11 protein-coding genes and 1 riboswitch are annotated in these 15750 nt (G+C 61.1%); of the genes, 9 read left to right on the top strand and 2 right to left on the bottom strand.

Translation table 11 applies throughout. The features are described from left to right. Window positions 1-17 precede the first annotated feature (17 nt). The gene (gene cofE, locus IRZ24_RS00285) at window positions 18-812 is read right to left on the bottom strand and encodes a coenzyme F420-0:L-glutamate ligase (protein WP_297159376.1); all 795 of its coding nucleotides are present in this window, start codon (window positions 810-812) and stop codon (window positions 18-20) included. 267 nt (window positions 813-1079) lie between these two features. On the opposite strand from cofE, the gene IRZ24_RS00280 reads away from it, so the two are divergent. From IRZ24_RS00280 to IRZ24_RS00265, 4 genes are all read left to right on the top strand, one after another. After that, the gene (locus IRZ24_RS00280; protein WP_297159375.1) at window positions 1080-1547 is read left to right on the top strand and encodes a DoxX family protein; all 468 of its coding nucleotides are present in this window, start codon (window positions 1080-1082) and stop codon (window positions 1545-1547) included. Window positions 1548-1715: 168 nt separating this feature from the next. Continuing rightward, a riboswitch (FMN riboswitch) is annotated at window positions 1716-1959 on the top strand. A gap of 288 nt (window positions 1960-2247) precedes the next feature. Then, the gene (locus IRZ24_RS00275) at window positions 2248-3147 is read left to right on the top strand and encodes an ABC transporter permease (protein WP_297159373.1); all 900 of its coding nucleotides are present in this window, start codon (window positions 2248-2250) and stop codon (window positions 3145-3147) included. Between the two features lie 174 nt (window positions 3148-3321). Continuing rightward, complete coding sequence (locus tag IRZ24_RS00270) at window positions 3322-4323, top strand: ABC transporter substrate-binding protein (RefSeq protein ID WP_297159371.1); 1002 nt, start codon at window positions 3322-3324, stop codon at window positions 4321-4323. A 364-nt stretch (window positions 4324-4687) separates the two neighbouring features. Next, window positions 4688-5392: an HAD-IA family hydrolase gene (locus IRZ24_RS00265; RefSeq protein WP_297159369.1), complete on the top strand. Its 705-nt coding sequence runs from the start codon at window positions 4688-4690 to the stop codon at window positions 5390-5392. A 123-nt stretch (window positions 5393-5515) separates the two neighbouring features. Here IRZ24_RS00265 and IRZ24_RS00260 read toward each other — a convergent pair whose 3' ends face one another. Then, window positions 5516-7045 (bottom strand): cation diffusion facilitator family transporter, encoded by a 1530-nt coding sequence (locus IRZ24_RS00260; RefSeq protein WP_297159368.1) that lies wholly within the window; start codon window positions 7043-7045, stop codon window positions 5516-5518. Window positions 7046-8150: 1105 nt separating this feature from the next. Here IRZ24_RS00260 and argC point away from each other — a divergent pair. The 5 genes from argC (at window position 8151) to IRZ24_RS00235 (ending at window position 15685) form a co-directional block, all read left to right on the top strand. Beyond that, window positions 8151-9239, top strand: a complete 1089-nt coding sequence (gene argC / locus IRZ24_RS00255) for an N-acetyl-gamma-glutamyl-phosphate reductase (RefSeq protein WP_297159366.1) — start codon at window positions 8151-8153, stop codon at window positions 9237-9239. A gap of 255 nt (window positions 9240-9494) precedes the next feature. Then, window positions 9495-10385 carry an acetylglutamate kinase gene (argB, locus tag IRZ24_RS00250; protein ID WP_297159365.1) on the top strand — a complete coding sequence of 297 codons (891 nt, stop codon included), beginning with the start codon at window positions 9495-9497 and terminating at the stop codon, window positions 10383-10385. A 268-nt stretch (window positions 10386-10653) separates the two neighbouring features. Then, on the top strand, window positions 10654-12204 hold the full coding sequence (locus IRZ24_RS00245) for a HisS family protein (RefSeq protein WP_297159364.1): 1551 nt from the start codon (window positions 10654-10656) through the stop codon (window positions 12202-12204). Further along, window positions 12201-13292: an ATP phosphoribosyltransferase gene (gene hisG / locus IRZ24_RS00240; protein WP_297159363.1), complete on the top strand. Its 1092-nt coding sequence runs from the start codon at window positions 12201-12203 to the stop codon at window positions 13290-13292. Before IRZ24_RS00245 ends, hisG begins: the two co-directional genes overlap by 4 nt. Beyond that, window positions 13289-15685, top strand: coding sequence for an HAD hydrolase-like protein (locus tag IRZ24_RS00235; RefSeq protein ID WP_297159362.1), 2397 nt, complete (start codon window positions 13289-13291; stop codon window positions 15683-15685). Before hisG ends, IRZ24_RS00235 begins: the two co-directional genes overlap by 4 nt. Window positions 15686-15750 lie beyond the last annotated feature (65 nt).

The following is a 15750-nucleotide window of genomic DNA, read 5'->3' as shown; positions in this document are numbered from 1 at the left end:
CCGAATCTCATAGACGACTAACGAAAGAGATCGCTGGCAGCATCCCGCAGCAGCGGCTTGACTCCATCCACGGCAGGGCGATAGGAGTAGCCCCGAATCAGCGCAACGGGAATACCGGCGGTCTTGCCCATGACCAACTCTGCGGCTGCTGCTAGCTCATCAGCCACTGCAATGGCACTGACACGCAGCTCACGGCCATAGGCGTCAGGCTCGCCTCGATAGTCGCGAATCGGCGCCAGCCCAGCTACGCCAATCGCCATGTTGACCTGGCCATTGCGCCAGGGACGCCCCCAGGTGTCCGTAATCACGATCGCCAGCCGTTGCGGCCTCTCCGCCTCTGGCAGCGGCTGAGACTCATCGGCGGATGCCAGGTGCACAAGCTGCTCACGCAGCAGGTGCGCCGAGTGATCAGGATCGCGCGGTAGCAGGCTCACCTGGTGCTGATCAGCCAGGTTGGATTCATCCACGCCGGCATTAGCGCAGATAAAGCCGTGATGTGTCTCGCAGATCAGGACCCCGCGGTCCATACGCACCAACCGTCGTGTTTCGCGCAGAATCACCTCCACCAGGCGGGGGTCCTTACCAGTCTCGTGGGCAATGGTCCGGGCGAAGGCCGAGGGAGTGACCTCCTCCAGGCTGATCAGCCGTCCCTCGGCTTTTGACACAATCTTCTGCGTAACGACCAGGATATCGCCATCGACGAGCGTCAACCCCTGGTTTCGCAGGGCAGTATAGATGATAACCCCCAGGTCGCTCCCTGGGGTAATCTCGCCAATACCTGTGACGGGGATAATCCGTAGTTCCGCGCCCATACATCCTCCTGGGTGAGTATTATATTTCGTCACTCGCTCCTCCTGCAAATGCAGAGCAGCCGCGCAAGAAAGTGGTCCGCACTCAGCACGCTGGCATCCCCTAGCCCGACAGCATAGAATGAAGAAAGGAGGAGAGCAAGCTGCCATCTGATCTGTTTCTCGCCGGGCGGACATCTTGACTGTGTGCTCGCCTGGGCGAGGTTGAGTAGAGGAGAAGTCGAGCGGCTGCTGGTGGCGCCCGCTCGGCCCGTTTGAGCAGCGGAGCCTTTGCGGGGCCATGCAGAGCCCGAGCAGGTTTGCTGCTACAGTGAGAGAAAAGAGGAGACCACGATTACGCTGATGATCCGAGCACTGGCACGTTTGCTGCTATCCCTCATCTTCATTAAAGGCGGCGCTGATGCTTTCCTGAACCCGGGGAACCGTCCGGCGCGAGTAGCCCGCTTCGGAATCGCCCAGCCGGAGCGGGCGGTTGTCCTGAACGGGGCCACAATGGTGGTCGCTGGGACGGCTCTGGCACTGGGCTGGTTGCCGCGTCTGGCTGCCGCAATCCTGCTTGGCGTGCTCGTTCCCACAACCATCGTGGGCCATCCGTTCTGGCAAGAGAGCGATCCGCAGGCCCGTCAGGCCCAGCAGATTCAGTTTGCCAAAAACCTGGGCCTCATGGGTGGCCTGTTGCTTGTCCTTCTGGAAGAGAGGCAAGCGAAGACCAGAGGGGCTCGTCTCCCAGGCCGGTAAGTCCACGGGCAGGCCCGGCGGACGATCGGCAGCCAATGAGAGCGACTGACCACCGGAGCAGCCGCTCACCGAGTGCCGATCGTCCACGGCGGCCTGTTCTCCTGCAGAGAGCGGCTCCCTCTTGCACCGCTCCTGCGCTCTGTGTCATAATATCGACAAAGATAAAAACAAGACCTTCGGGGCAGGGTGCAATTCCCGACCGGCGGTATGGCAGCCATACGCCACAGCCGCGCATGAGCTGCCGAGCCCGCGACTCGCTGAGCGCTTGTGAGACATGTCAGTGCAAGACTGGAGCTGGCTAAGCCAGAGAGGTTGCGCTGACAGCCAAGACCATTTTGCATGGTCGGCGCCGGCGATGGATTCGGTGAGAGGCCGAAGCCGACGGTAACAGTCCGGATGGGAGAAGGCTTGGTATCTCGCGAAACGGATGAGTTGATCCTTCGCTCGCTGCCAGCATGACGCGCCTGAAGCGGTGCAGTGCATGCGATCAGGCTCTCCGTCAGCGCCTTCCTGCATCTCCCTCACATGCCCCCCGGGTCGGTTGAACTGACAGCGTCGCTGTCTGATATCTCCCTGGCAGAACAAGGCCGTTGCTGGGCAGGACCCCAATTCTGGTCGGAGCCGCTCCGGCTGCCGAGCATACGGCGGCTCAGGATGGGAGAAGCAGCAGCGTTGTCACGAGAACAGATCACCGAGGGCCATGATGGGTATCGACACTTCTTCCTCTCGCAGCCAGCAACTCCCGCTGACGCTGCCTCACCAGGACCGCCAGGGCCAGGGAGAAGAGCATGAGCAACTCAAGGCACTGATCGGCGCGCCAAGGCCTGGAGCCAGTAGGGCACGTCGACGGAGCAGTGCCTTGAATGTAGTGCCACCCGTGCTGGTGGCCGCTGTGCTTCTGGGCCTCTGGTATCTCGCTACCGCTTATTGGCGGATCAATCCGCTCTTTTTACCAGCTCCTGCCGATGTCTGGCAACGCCTGCTGGATGGTCTCAGCTCGGGCCTCTATGAGCTGAATGCTCTGGCCACCATTCAGGAAAGTCTGCTGGGCTTCCTGCTGGCGGTGGTCATCGGGCTTCCCCTGGGCTATGGCCTGGCCAAGTCACGTCTGATCGCTGCCACAGTTCAGCCTTATCTGGCCGCTGGCCAGGCGATCCCCGCCATTGTCATCGCGCCCTTTCTCGTGCTTTGGCTGGGTTACACCTTGCTTCCTACCGTCATTCTGTGTATGCTGGTAGTGCTCTTTCCAATGGTGATCACGACTGCGCTGGGTGTGCGCACGATCGATCGCTCCATTTTGGATGCAGCGCGTGTCGATGGGGCCGCCGGCTGGTCGCTGCTGACCGCTATTGAGTTTCCCCTGGCACTGCCCGCCATCATGGCAGCGGTGCGTACCGGCCTGACGCTTTCGATCACCGGCGCCCTCGTGGGCGAGTTTGTTGCCGGCGGCAATCAGGGGCTAGGGGGCCTCATTCTGCAAGGACAGCACCAGTACGATACACCCTTTATGTTCGCAACACTGGCGTTGCTTGCCGCGCTGGCGGCAGTCTACTACGGTCTTGCCTGGCTGCTGAGCAAACTGGCCGAAGCGGTCTATTGATGCGCCCAAACACGCCTGCTGGTGCGCTTGACGAAGGGCCGCGCTCCGGCCTCCTAGCTCTACCTGCCACCTGCTCGGCGCCGCTGGCCAGCCAGCGTGCCGCTCCTATGTCCAGTCGCTCACTCTCGACAAGCAAGCATTGTTGTGTTGTCTGTATGGGGGATTGTGCGCCTTATGCGGAAGATCACGTACCTCTTGTTTACAAGTGGCCTGCTTGTATGTTGCCTGCTGCTGAGCGCTTGTGGCCAGTCGGCGGGGCAAAGTGCGCCCTCGTCCAATGGAGGAAAGACGCTGACAGACGTGACCATTGGCCTGGGCTACATTCCCGATATCCAGTTTGCGCCCTTCTACGTGGCCAAGGCCAAGGGCTATTACAGCCAGGCTGGACTAAACGTCACCATTAATCATGGGATTGTCACCGACCTGATTGGCTCGATGGTGGCGGGACGTAACACCTTTGTTTTCGCCAGTGGCGATGAAGAACTGACAGCCCGCAGTAAGGGAGTCCAGGCCGTCGATGTTGCCACCATCTTCCAACGCTACCCGGTCTGCCTGATCGTTCCTGCGGACTCGCCGATCCGCACCTTGGCCGATCTCAAAGGTCATAGCGTTGGGGTCCCCGGTCCATATGGAGCTACCTATGTCGGACTGCTCGCTTTGCTCTACCACCAGCATCTGAGTGTCAACGATATTCATCTCCAATCTATCGGTTTCACCCAGGTTGCTGCCTTGCTCGGCCACAAGGTCGATGCCGTCATGGGGTATTCGAACAATGAGCCGCTGCAGCTGCGCCGTCAAGGTTTTGCTGTGCGTACCTTTGAGGTCTCGGACTATCAGCCGCTGATCTCAAACGGCATCGTGACGCTGCAGGAAACGCTGCACCAGCAAGCGCAGATGGTGCGGGCCTTTGTCCAGGCGACCTTGCGTGGATTGCGGGAGGTCATTGCTAACCCCGATGAGGCTCTGCAGCTGAGTAAGAGTTATGTTCCGGGGATGGATCTCGCCAAGGCCAGGGAAGTGCTTCAGGCAACCATTCCTATCTGGCGCGGCAACGGCCACCTCGGCTACAATGATCCAGCGGTCTGGCAGGCTACGGCCTCCTTCATGACCGCGCTTAAGCTGGTTCCTTCTGTCTCTGATATCAGTGCTGCCTATACCAATCAGTTTATAGCCTAGACGAGGAGACGCCGAGGCACAGGGAACGGACCGGTGCCCGTCGGGTGCGGGGGCGATCCTCGCCAGCGCCCGACGGACATCGGCTTCATTGGCCCGCTAAGCAAAGCCAAGCAGAGCAGACAGGAGATTCCATAGGGCGGCGCCTCACCGGCAGCGAAAGGCAAGCGAGCTGCCCTTCCGATGTGATATGCTTAAGGCAGAGCTATCGCTCCGACCGGTCCAGTGCGCCAGCTCAAGTCAGCGGCAGGTCGGTCGATGTCTGCCTTTGATCTGATCTGCCATTGCTCGGGTTGCGGCTCCCCGTCGGCGACAACTGTTGACGTCTGTCCTGTCGCGGTCGGGGACCGGGCCCGCCAAGGAGGACATGATTACCGCGCTGATCTTCGACTTCGATGGCCTCATTCTCGAAACCGAACTGCCCGAGTTTCTGGCCTGGCAGCAGCTCTATGCCCTCTATGGCCAGCGCTTCGAGTTAGAGGCCTGGTTACCCTACATTGGCATTGGTCCTACCTCTAACCCCTTTGACCCCTTGCGCGAACTAGAACGCCGTCTGGGACATGTCTTCTCTCCCGAAGAGCGCGAAGCGCTCCGGCAAAGCCGGCGGGAATACTGTCGCCAGCTTCTAGAGGGGCAGGCGGTCGCAGAGGGAGTGCTGGACTATTTAGAGGCTGCCGAGCGACTGGGTTTGCTCCTGGGAGTAGCCTCCTCCTCATCGCGGCGCTGGGTTGTTGGGCATCTCGAGCGCCTGGGGTTGCGCTCGCGGTTTCAGTGTATCTGCTGTGGCGACGATGTCCATGTGACTAAGCCGGACCCAGCGGTCTATCTCGCGGTCCTGCGCTGTCTGGGCGTAAGACCAGAGGAAGCAATTGCTCTCGAAGATTCGCCCAATGGCGTACGCGCGGCACGGCGGGCGGGCATCTTTTGCGTTGCCGTGCCCAGCGTTCTCACACGCCACGCGACCTTTTCTGACGATGCCACGCCCGATCTGCAACTGCCAAGCTTGAGCGCTCTGCCTCTCGAGGAACTGCTCCAGCGGATCTCGGCCCTGCGCACCAGCCGCCAGCGATGACCGGCGTGCGCTGAGGACTGACAAGCGTCCTGCGCCGTTGCCTGCCTTCAGGCGTCAGAACCAGGCTCGGCCAGGGTGAGGTTCTGGGCCAGCCCCAGCCATCCCGGGTCTCAGGCAGGTGGATTACTCCGGTGGCTCCGTATGAATGGCGACCGAGCCGAGCCGGGGATACTCCTGGCGCAGGGCGCGCTGGACTTCCTCAGCTCGGAGATGGGCCTGACTCAGGGGCGTCTCTGGAGCACAGGTAATATGCAGAACGAGATCCAGCTCATCTTCACGTCCGTTGGCCTTCACCTGTCCTCTGGCTCCTGGCGACTGTTCCTTGCGGGACCCAGACCCAGAGCCTGTTGCTCCCCCAGAACAGTCCTCGGCCCGGCAGGAGCGATAGAGGTGGATATCGTGAGCGCTACCTGGACCGGCTACTGCATCGGCAAGTTGGCGAATGCGTTGCACCATCTCGGGATAGTCGCTAGTGACGTCCTGGCGCCGCTCGATGGTAGCCGGTGGAGCAGCCTCCAGGTGGGTGGTGACACGCTGAAGCTGGGCATTGCCCCGCAGCACCGCCTCCTCAAGGCGAGTGGCGGCTGCGTGGGCGCTGGCCAGATCCATATCCGCCTCCACCTCAATATCGAAATCGGCCTCCAGCTTGCCGCCTACTTCACGCACACGAATGTCGTGCGCCCGAATCCCCTGCTGCTGTGCCAGGTAGTGAATCTGCTCGCGTACCGTCTCCTCAGCACTGGCCACTGGTTCCAGGTGCACGACTACATCGGTCTCAGCCTGAGGAGCGTGCGCCCGCACGCCAGCGATTGCGGCCTGCTCGACGCGCTCGCTGAGGGCATGAGTCTCCTCGAAAGTGAAAGAGCGCGGGGCAGCGACCACCACATCGGCGAAAATTTTGTTACCGGCGCGGCGCACCCGTATCCGACGCAGTTCGCTGACGCCTTCGACCTGCCGGATGGCGCTTTCAAGGTGGTGCAAGAGTTCCTCAGGCGCGCGGTCGAGGAGGGCATCGACTGTTTCACGCGCCAGGCGCAGCGCGACGTAGATCACGATCAGAGAGACGCCGAGGGCGGCGACAGCATCGGCCTGCTTGACCCAGGGCGGCAAGTGCCAGATCTCCGCCAGGCGCAGGACCAGCAGGCCAGCGATCACAATCGCTGAGCTCCAGATATCGGTGCTGAAATGGAGTGCATCGGCCTCGAGGGCCTGGCTACCCAGGCGACGCGCAACGCGCAATAGGGCGCGCGAGCGTGTCACGTCGACAGCAATCGAGATAGCCATCACTAGCAGAGCCAGAATGCTTGCCTCGACATGCCCCTCGCTCAGAATCAGGCGACGCAGGGCTTCGTAGATGATCCACAGAGCAGTGGCCAGCAGGAGGATGGCCTCGAAGAGAGCTGAGAGGTTTTCGATCTTGGCATGGCCGTAGTTATGGGTAGCATCGGCAGGCCGGTCGGCGACCCGTACGGCCAGAAAGGTCAGAAGGGCCGCCGCAAGATCCAATGCCGAATGGGCCGCCTCGGCCAGGATGCCCAGGCTACCGCTGAGCAGACCAGCCATGAGCTTCAGAGCGGTCAGCCCGACCGCCGCCCCCACCGAGGAGAGCGCGACAAGCACCTTCTCCCGATGTGCCTCTCGTGCTGCTAACATGCGCTTCGTTCCTCATCCTTCACTGTCGGTGCTCAAGATGGACAGGGGTGGACCGCCGGATCTCTGTCGCATGGGCCGAAGGTGAGAGCGATCACGGTTGCGGTCGCCGTTGGTCTGCGCCAGAGGAGCTTGCGGGACAGTCATGCGCATGGCAGTTGACCTGCTTTGTTGCCTGCGCTGCCTCCTGACGGCACACCCCCAGTAATATACCTGATTGTCGGCTCACCAGGGAAGAGCAGGAAAGCGCGAAAAACCGCAGCTCGTTCATCCACTGGTTGACAACGCACGCCACTGCTGCTATCCTTAAAAACAATAACAAGTGCATACAAGTCTGTCCCGCGTTGAGCGAAACTAGTATGAGTCCGACGGCCAACAGCGAGCCGAAGGTTGGTGAGAGTTCGGCAGGGATGCGTCGGCTCAGAACCCGTTCGTGAGCGGCTGGCCGAAGAAAGTCCGGGTCGAGCGCGTCTTCTCTCGCAGGCCCAGGTCTGGCTGGGGCAAAGTGTGATCGACTGGGGCAAGTAGGCCAGGTGGGTGGTTCCCACGCAGCAGTATAACCGGCAAGAGTGGTCACAGCACAGTTCCACACGATGAGGTGAGGAATCTCTGGTGCTGGCATGAGCAGACTGCAGCGGCAATGGCCAAGGCGCCAAGTTGCCAGTGAGGCCCTGGCTGGTGTAAAAGTGGTCGCGTTCCACTGACTGGGCGGCACGGCGGATCATCATCTCATGGTCCGGGTCGCTACCAACCAGTCAATGGCATCGCCAAGAGGCTCCAAGGACCAAGGGGCGGCTGTATGGCATAGTCGCTGCCTGAGTAAGTAGAGCTGCAGGTCGCTGCGTTGCCAGACCGAGGCTGCGCTGCAGGTGGTGACAAGCAGGGTGGTACCGCGGGAGCGTTACTCGTGGCTCTCGTCCCTTCGATGCAGAGTGGTCAGGGACGAGGGCGTTTTTATTTGGTCTCTCTCTGACCGGCTGGCTGCGCAGAAAGGCTGGCAGATAGAGCCGTCGCTGCAGAGAGGTGAAGACAGTGGTCAGGCCAGTCGGCCAGCACGTATGCCGCCCTCGTTCCTCGCAACAGCCCAGGAGTTCAGGAGCGTGTTTCGATGGTGAGCGTTTCAATTGTCAATGTTACCAGCTATACTGGTCTGGAGCTGCTGAGGCTGCTGGCCAATCACCCTCACTTTCGTGTCGCTTCGGTGACAGGGCGCAGCGCTGCTGGTCAGCGCCTGGGTCAGGTCTTTCCTCAGTTGTATGCTCTGGCCGGCGGCGCTTGCCAGGAGGCGGCACGCCATTTGGCGGAGTTGCCGATCACAGAGGAGCCAGAGGCGACAGAGCTGGCTTTTGTCTGTCTGCCTCATGGTGCTGCCGCGGAGGCGGTACAGGTCTTGCTCCAGCGCGGCACGAGAGTAGTAGACCTCTCCGCTGATTTCCGCCTGCGTGATCCTTCCCTCTATCAAGAGTGGTATAAGCATACGCATCCGGCTCCCGCCTTACTGGAGCAGGCTGTCTACGGGCTATGTGAGCGCTATCGCGAGCGTCTCCGTACAACCGCGCTAGTAGCTAATCCTGGCTGCTACGCGACGGCGATCATCCTGGCTCTGCTGCCAGCTCTCTCGGCGGGCCTCGTCAGCCGGGACCTGATCGTCGATGCCAAGTCGGGCCTGAGCGGGGCTGGACGAGGGCTACGCCTGGATACTCATTATGCTGAGGCCAATGAAGATCTAAGCGCCTACAGCCTCGGAGGCCATCGCCATCTGCCCGAGATCGTGCAGGAGCTAGAAACCGCGGCCCGCGCCGCTGGCCAGGCCTATGAGCCAGGTCTGCGCCTGACCTTTGTCCCTCACCTGGCTCCTATGACACGCGGTATTTTGGCCACCTGCTACGCGGAGCTGCGCCACGACAGCTCGGGTCGCTTCCCGGACCGAGCCCAGATTCAGGCCATTTATCGTGACTACTATGCAGATGAGCCGTTCGTCCACGTCATTGATCAGCCGCCGCATACTAAGTGGACCTATGGGAGCAATCACTGCCTGCTGTATGTGACGGTTGATGAGCGCAGCGGGCGGCTCTTGGTGCTTTCGTGCCTGGACAATCTGGTCAAGGGGGCTGCTGGGCAGGCCCTGCAGAATGCCAATTGCATGTTTGGTTTCGACGAGCGCTCTGGCCTGCAGGTGGGCGCAGTCTACCCGTGAGGCCCCCGTCTTGTGAGCTTGTGCACGAGCCTGCGTCTACAAGCGGCACCCAGCCCGCTCAGAGCGAGCACCGCCCCCATTTGAGCGAACAGAGGGGACAGCTATCTTCCCCCGGGGCGACCAGAGCAGTGTGAGTCAGTGAGTGACCGGCAGGCCGGTGAGAGGTGCTTGCTAGTGAGAAGATTGATGGCTGCTGTGTTGCCGGTGCCGGCTGAAGCCTGTTTGACAACGGTCTGACGAGGAGTTAGCAGAGAAATGGCCATTGCATTTTCAAGAACACCTGATGGAGATATTATTAGTGATCATCATTTGATCGCCGAGGTCTTGCGTGAGGCGTTGCCATATATCGATTACCTCAAAGGGAAAATTCTTGTGATAAAATTGGGGGGGAGCACGCTGGAGCACCAGCAGATCGTCTTGCAAGACATTATTTGGCTCAGTGCCCTTGGCGCCAAGCCGGTCCTGGTGCATGGCGGGGGTCCCTATATCAATGAATGGCTCAAGCGCTTACAGATTCCCACGCGCTTTGAAAATGGTCTGCGCGTGACCGATGCCCAGACGTTGGAGGTGGTGCGGATGGTGCTGCTGGGGCAAGTCAATCAGGGGCTGGTGCTGATGGCCTCACAGATGGGCGGCAAAGCCATCGGGTTATGTGGCACCGATGCCGGTCTGGTGCGCGCACGCGTCGCAGATGAGCGTTTGGGCTTTGTTGGTGAGGTGGAGGAGGTTGATCCCACGCTGGTGCAGGTGCTGGTCGAGCAGGGCTATATTCCCATTATTGCGCCTCTTGGTCAGGGACCTGACGGCACCTGCCTGAATATCAATGCCGATGTTGTGGCCGCCCACCTGGCGGGCGCCCTCAATGCCGAGAAGCTGATTTTCTTGAGCAATGTGGTAGGCATTTGTCGTCCCGACGGCAGCCTCATTTCAGAGCTGACGGAGGAGGAGGCGCTGCGCCTGATCGATGAGGGGGTGATCCAGGGCGGGATGATCCCCAAAGTTGCAGCCTGCCTGGATGCCTTGCGCTCTGTTCCCCGCGTGCATATCGTCGATGGCCGCGAGCCTCATGTATTGCTGCGCGAGTTATTCACTGATAAGGGGGCTGGCACTATGATCGTGCGGGGCGCGCGCCAGCCGTCGGCCTAGTCGCTTCGGCTCTGCTTTTCTCGCCAGGCGAGCAGGCCTGCAGAGCATCACCGTGCAGGCCACGGCTCGCCTCGGTTCGAAGTGGCGAGCGGAGCTGACTGCCCGCTGGCCGCCTTGGGGGGAGGGCAGCGCAAGGCTGGCTAGGAGGGACTGGCTGGGATCGATATCTCCTCGGGGGAGAGGCTGCTTTCCCTGCCGCAGCCCATCGTCGCCAGGCTGGCTCTGGCGGAGCAGGCATAACTCTACTGGGGGAACGAGAGTTTGTCTTATGAAGAAGCGTATCGAGCGCCTGCGCGGTATGCGCGATGTCCTGCCCGATACATACCGTCGGCAGTTGCAGGTGGTGCAGCGCGTGCGCGCTCTCTTGGAGAAGGCCGGCTACGAGCCGGTGGATACACCGGTGCTGGAGCGTAGCGATCTTTTTCAGGCCAGCTTTGGTCAGGAGGCCTGGCAGAATCTCTATGCCTTCCAGCTGCATCAGCGCGAGTTGTGTCTAAGGCCGGAATATACTGCGTCAATCTGCCGTCTTTATTTGGAACAATATCAGCAGCATCCTCTCCCTCTACGGTTTCAGTACGTTGGCCCTGTCTTTCGCTACGAGGCACCTGGGCGGGGGCGCTACCGCCAACACACGCAGCTTGGCGTCGAGCTTTTCGGGGGTCTGCCGTTGCGAGCTGACGGAGAGATCGTGCAGCTTGCCTGCGAGATTTTGCATGAGTTGGGCATTGCCCGCTATCGCTTAGAGCTGGGCCACGTCGGAGTCGCCAGTGGCCTGATTGAGCGGCTGCAATTAGATAGCCAAACTGCGCGCTTGTTGCTCAGTCTCATGGAGCAGATCAGTCGTTCGCCCGAGGGAGAGCAGGCAGCACGCGCTCGGCTAGAGGCACTGTATCCTGAGCCAACGGTAGAGAGGTCGCTGCCGCCGACTGGTGGGGCTGAGGCGTCGTCTGCCCGCGCCGAGCGCTGGCAGCGCCGGCTCAGCTCTGACGGCTCTAATCATCTAGTCGCGGCCCTGCTGAACAGCTTTAGTCTGCCGTTTGGTGACGAGGACAGCCGGCGTGAGATTGTCGAACGCTTTCTTTGGAAGATCGGGCGTAGTGAGCAGCGTGCGCAGGTGTTCAGCGCGTTGGCGTTTCTGCAAAAGTTACGCGCCCTGGCCGGCTCACCCCCGGAGGTCTTTCAGGAGCTGCGCCAGTTGCTCCTGAGCTATCAGTTGGAGGCTAGCCCGCTGGAGGAGCTGGAGCAGCTAGTAACGACGCTCATGGAGGTAGCGGGGGTTGATCGCCGGCAGATCACTCTGAATTTGGCCTTGGGACGCGGGGTGAGTTACTATACGGGTCTGCTTTTCGAGATCCATGCCCCCGATGAGGAGGGCATGGATCTGCAGCTATGTGGCGGGGGACGCTATGATCACCTGATTCAGGCTGTGGGCGGAACACGTGAAGTACGAGCCTGTGGCTTTGCCTTCGGTTTAGAGCGACTCCTGCCTTTGATTCCTGCCAGCCAGTGGCAGGAGACTCCCCAGCGAGTGCGAGCCCTGGTGATCCCTGTCGGCAAGCATGACCTGGCCTATGCCAGTCAGGTGGCGCGCCAGGCTCGCCATGAGGGCGATATCATCGCTGAGCTAGATGTCCACTCTCAGCGGATGAGCAACGCCCTGCGCCAGGCCTCGCGGCGCGGTTTCCAGTTGGCCTTGATTGTCGGCGAGGAGGAGCGCCAGGCCAATACGGTCAAGCTGCACGATCTGGCCTCGGGGAGAGAGTGGACGGTAGCCCGCCGTGACCTGGCGGCGGCCTTGCGGGAAGGAGGCTGCCTATGAGTGAGTCGCGTACTGCTCCGGGGTCCGTACCTACTCAGCTCCGCTTGGCCTTACCTGGCAAGGGGACGTTGGAAGGGGCTACCCTGACCTTTCTGGCCGAATGCGGTTTGAAGGTCCAGCGCAGCAATCCACGTCAGTACCTGGCTCGCATTAGCAGCCTGCCTGAGCTAGAGGTAGTCTTTCAGCGTGCCGCTGATATTCCTGCGCTGGTGCACGATGGCGATGCTATTCTAGGCATCACAGGCTATGATCTTCTGGCCGAGTTTCGTGGCCTCGCCGAGGAGCCGGATGAGGATGAGGAGAGCGATGACGATCTGATGGTGCTGGAGCGCGATCTTGGCTACGGCTCCTGCCGGCTGGTGGTCGCGGTTCCTGAAACCTGGATCGATGTCAATACCTGTGCGGACCTCTGGCATCTGGCCGGCTATTACCAGGCGCATAAAGGACGTGGGCTACGCATCGCCACTAAGTACCCAACGCTGACGCGCCATTTCTTGCGCCGCCACGGTATTTCTCACTGCCGTATCGTGACCCCTCACGGCGCTTTAGAGGCCGCACCTTTGACAGGAGTGGCCGACTTGATCGTCGATCTGACAGAGACCGGCACGACTTTGCGTGAGAATCACCTCAAATTGCTTGAGGATGGCGTGGTGCTACGTTCGCAGGCGTGTTTGATCGGCAATGTCCGCCTGCTGAGCCAGCTTCCCCAGGCGCAGCGGGTGGCGCGCGTGCTCCTCGAATTGATCAATGCTCGCCTGCAGGCCCGCAATCGCGTCCTGCTGACGGCCTATGTGCCGGGCAGCGGCGAGGAGGTTCGCTCACTCTTGAGCATGCATTTGAAACGTCTGGTGCCGGGCTTTGAATACCATATTGGCAGCTCGGAGTCGACAGATGATCCCCAGGCCCAGCGCTGCCGGGTCTCGGGGGTGCTACAGATGGGGGAGGCGGTGGCGGATCTGGTAGAGATCATTACCGCTTTGCGCAGTGTGGGCGCCGAGCATATTGATGTGACGCCCCTGGCCTATCGCTTTGGTCAGGAGCCGGCTAGCTTGCGACTGCTGAGCGAGAGGACGGCGCGACGACTGTGAAGACACTGATAGTCTTTGATCTCGATGGGGTCATTACCAGTGAAGACGCCTATTGGGATGCGGCAGGGCTGACGCTGCATGAGTTGCTCTACAGCCCCCGCTACTGGAATGTGACAGGCCAGCGCGGCTATGAGCCAGTCACCGGAGCCGAGGAGAGCCGCCTTCTGAGCCGGTCCACCCTCCCAGAGGAGGAGATTCTGCTTTATAAGGCGCTGGCTCTCAACTCCAACTGGGATACGTGTTATGCAGCGGTCTGCTGGCGCCTGATCGCTCTGCTGGAGCAGGTGCTGCCCGCTCATCGGGCGCTACTGTTGCCATTGCGCCCCTGGGAAGCGGATTGGTTAGCTCGTCTGCGTAGCGTACTGGCTACCCAGCGGGCCGCGCTGGAGCCAAGGCTAGGGACACTGCTGAGTGGGACGCCCCCCTTTGCCGGGGCGCCCTTCTCTGGAATAGTGGGGCTGGAGCTGCTGAATCGCTACGATGCCTATGCCAGTGCCAGGCTGGGCCTGCGGATTGAAGGGGTCTTCTCCCGCCTTAGTCCGTTCTGGGATTTCTGCCGCTCTCTCTTCCAGGAGTGGTACCTTGGGGAGGAACTCTACAGCCGCACTTACGGGCATCCTCCGGCTCAGGCTGGCAAGCCTGGCTGCATCCATTTCGAGCGGCCCTTGTTGCCGCCTGAGGCGCTCAGAGAGACGCTGGATGCGCTGCGGGCTGCAGGCTATGTGTTGGGATTGGCAACAGGCCGCTGCTCGCAGGAGGCAACGCTGCCGTTGCAAGCCTATGACCTGCTGTCGCGCTTCGATCCCGAACACGTCTGTACCTATGACGCGGTCGAGGCGGCGGAAACTGAGCTGCGACGCGCTGGCGACACGACGCTTCTGAGCAAGCCGCATCCGTTCCAGTTTCTCTATGCGCTGGATCGGCGTGGTCCCAGCGCTGCCGAGCTGGCTCGCCCTAGACCGCCTTTCATTGTGGTCGGTGACTCCTCTGGCGATATACTGGGGGGACGAGCAGCAGGAGCTTTGACGGTGGCGACGCTGAGCGGCGCCCGCAGTCAGGAGGCTCGCCAGCGCCTACTGGCCTGCGCGCCAGACTTTGTCATTGACGATGTGTGTCGGCTGCCGTCGCTGCTGGCCGAGGTCGAACGCCTGGAGTCGATCCAGCGTCTGCAGTTTGAGGATCGTGCGAAAGCCGAGCGTTTGCTACGCTGGTGGTTCGCGCGTCAGCTCGATCTGCTGCCTGAACAGGTGACTCTGACGCCTCGCCCTGTCTCGCTCAATTCGTTTAACGGGACCTATGAGCAGAATGGAGAGCGCTACTTTTTCAAAACGCATGTGGAGGAGCAAAGCGCGCTCTCCGAGTATTATCACGCCGAGCTGCTACGCGATGCCGGCTACAATATGGTGCTGCCCTTGCGCGTGGTTCGTCAGGAAGGGCGCCAGATGGTGATCTATCCACTGGTGCAGTGGCCGGTGATGTTCGACCTGATGCGGGCCGTCGAGACGGGAGCACCCTGCCCGGTGACGGCGGAGATCCTGGTGGCTGCCGAGCGCCGGGCCTGTCAGCGCTTGCTGGAGATCTACCGTAGGACAGGCCGCCTCAGCAGTGCAGAGGAGCACGCTACCGCTCCCATTCATCAGCTCTTCTGGCACCGGCTGACCGGCGGACGTCTGACCCGTTTCTATCGCGGACAGAGCATCCCGCTGCCATCCTCCGCTAACGCCAGGACCGGTCAAAGCGAGATAGGCTTTGAGGACTTGCTCAGATGCCGCTGGGTGGTCAATGGGGAGCAACAGCAGCGCACTCTGGGGGAATTGCTGGAGGAAGCTCAAGAGCGACTCCACCCACGGCAGGCAGCTCTGACCGTCATCGGGCATGGGGATGCCCATTTTGGGAATATCTTTCTGGAGCATGAGCGCGACTATCTCTATTTCGACCCAGCCTTCGCAGGTCGGCATGCGGTGCTCTTGGACATTGTCAAGCCGCTTTATCACAATGTCTTTGCCAGTTGGATGTACTTCCCACAAGAGACAGCTCAGGGCTTGACTGTGCGGGTGGCTCTCCACCACGGAGCGGGTGGCGAATGGATTGAGGTCATGCACAGCTATCAGTTGGCCCCTATCCGCCAGGCAATCTTGATCACAAAGGTGCAAACCTTGCTACGTCCGCTGCTCTCCTGGCTGAAGGAGGAGGGGGCTTTGCCCGCCGACTGGGATCGCCTGCTGGCCTTGGCCCTGCTCTGCTGTCCTTTGCTCACCATTAATTTGCTGGACCACGGGCGTATTCCGCCGGCGGTCTGCTGGCTTGGCCTGACCCAGGCCGTGTTGCTGGGTAACGCTGGACTCCTGCCCTGGCGGACGCTACTGGAGAGCGAAGCGGAAGACGCCTCTTGAGTCCCACCCCTCCCCACAGGGCAGGTGTCTGACTAAAACAGTGCGTGATGAGAAGGAAGAAGGAC

Source organism: Thermogemmatispora sp. (assembly GCF_019683755.1).
In the GTDB taxonomy this organism is placed as follows: domain Bacteria; phylum Chloroflexota; class Ktedonobacteria; order Ktedonobacterales; family Ktedonobacteraceae; genus Thermogemmatispora.
Note: the sequence above shows the minus strand (reverse complement) of the source record. Positions and strands in the feature narration are given on the sequence as shown.

What these genes read in the sequence shown, in the direction of transcription:
- IRZ24_RS00245 (WP_297159364.1), top strand. Translation starts at nt 10,654, where the DNA reads ATGAAGAAGCGTATCGAGCGCCTGCGCGGTATGCGCGATGTCCTGCCC.
- argB (WP_297159365.1), top strand. Translation starts at nt 9,495, where the DNA reads ATGGCCATTGCATTTTCAAGAACACCTGATGGAGATATTATTAGTGAT.
- IRZ24_RS00270 (WP_297159371.1), top strand. Translation starts at nt 3,322, where the DNA reads ATGCGGAAGATCACGTACCTCTTGTTTACAAGTGGCCTGCTTGTATGT.
- cofE (WP_297159376.1), bottom strand. Translation starts at nt 812, where the DNA reads ATGGGCGCGGAACTACGGATTATCCCCGTCACAGGTATTGGCGAGATT.
- IRZ24_RS00275 (WP_297159373.1), top strand. Translation starts at nt 2,248, where the DNA reads ATGATGGGTATCGACACTTCTTCCTCTCGCAGCCAGCAACTCCCGCTG.
- IRZ24_RS00265 (WP_297159369.1), top strand. Translation starts at nt 4,688, where the DNA reads ATGATTACCGCGCTGATCTTCGACTTCGATGGCCTCATTCTCGAAACC.
- hisG (WP_297159363.1), top strand. Translation starts at nt 12,201, where the DNA reads ATGAGTGAGTCGCGTACTGCTCCGGGGTCCGTACCTACTCAGCTCCGC.
- IRZ24_RS00260 (WP_297159368.1), bottom strand. Translation starts at nt 7,045, where the DNA reads ATGTTAGCAGCACGAGAGGCACATCGGGAGAAGGTGCTTGTCGCGCTC.
- argC (WP_297159366.1), top strand. Translation starts at nt 8,151, where the DNA reads ATGGTGAGCGTTTCAATTGTCAATGTTACCAGCTATACTGGTCTGGAG.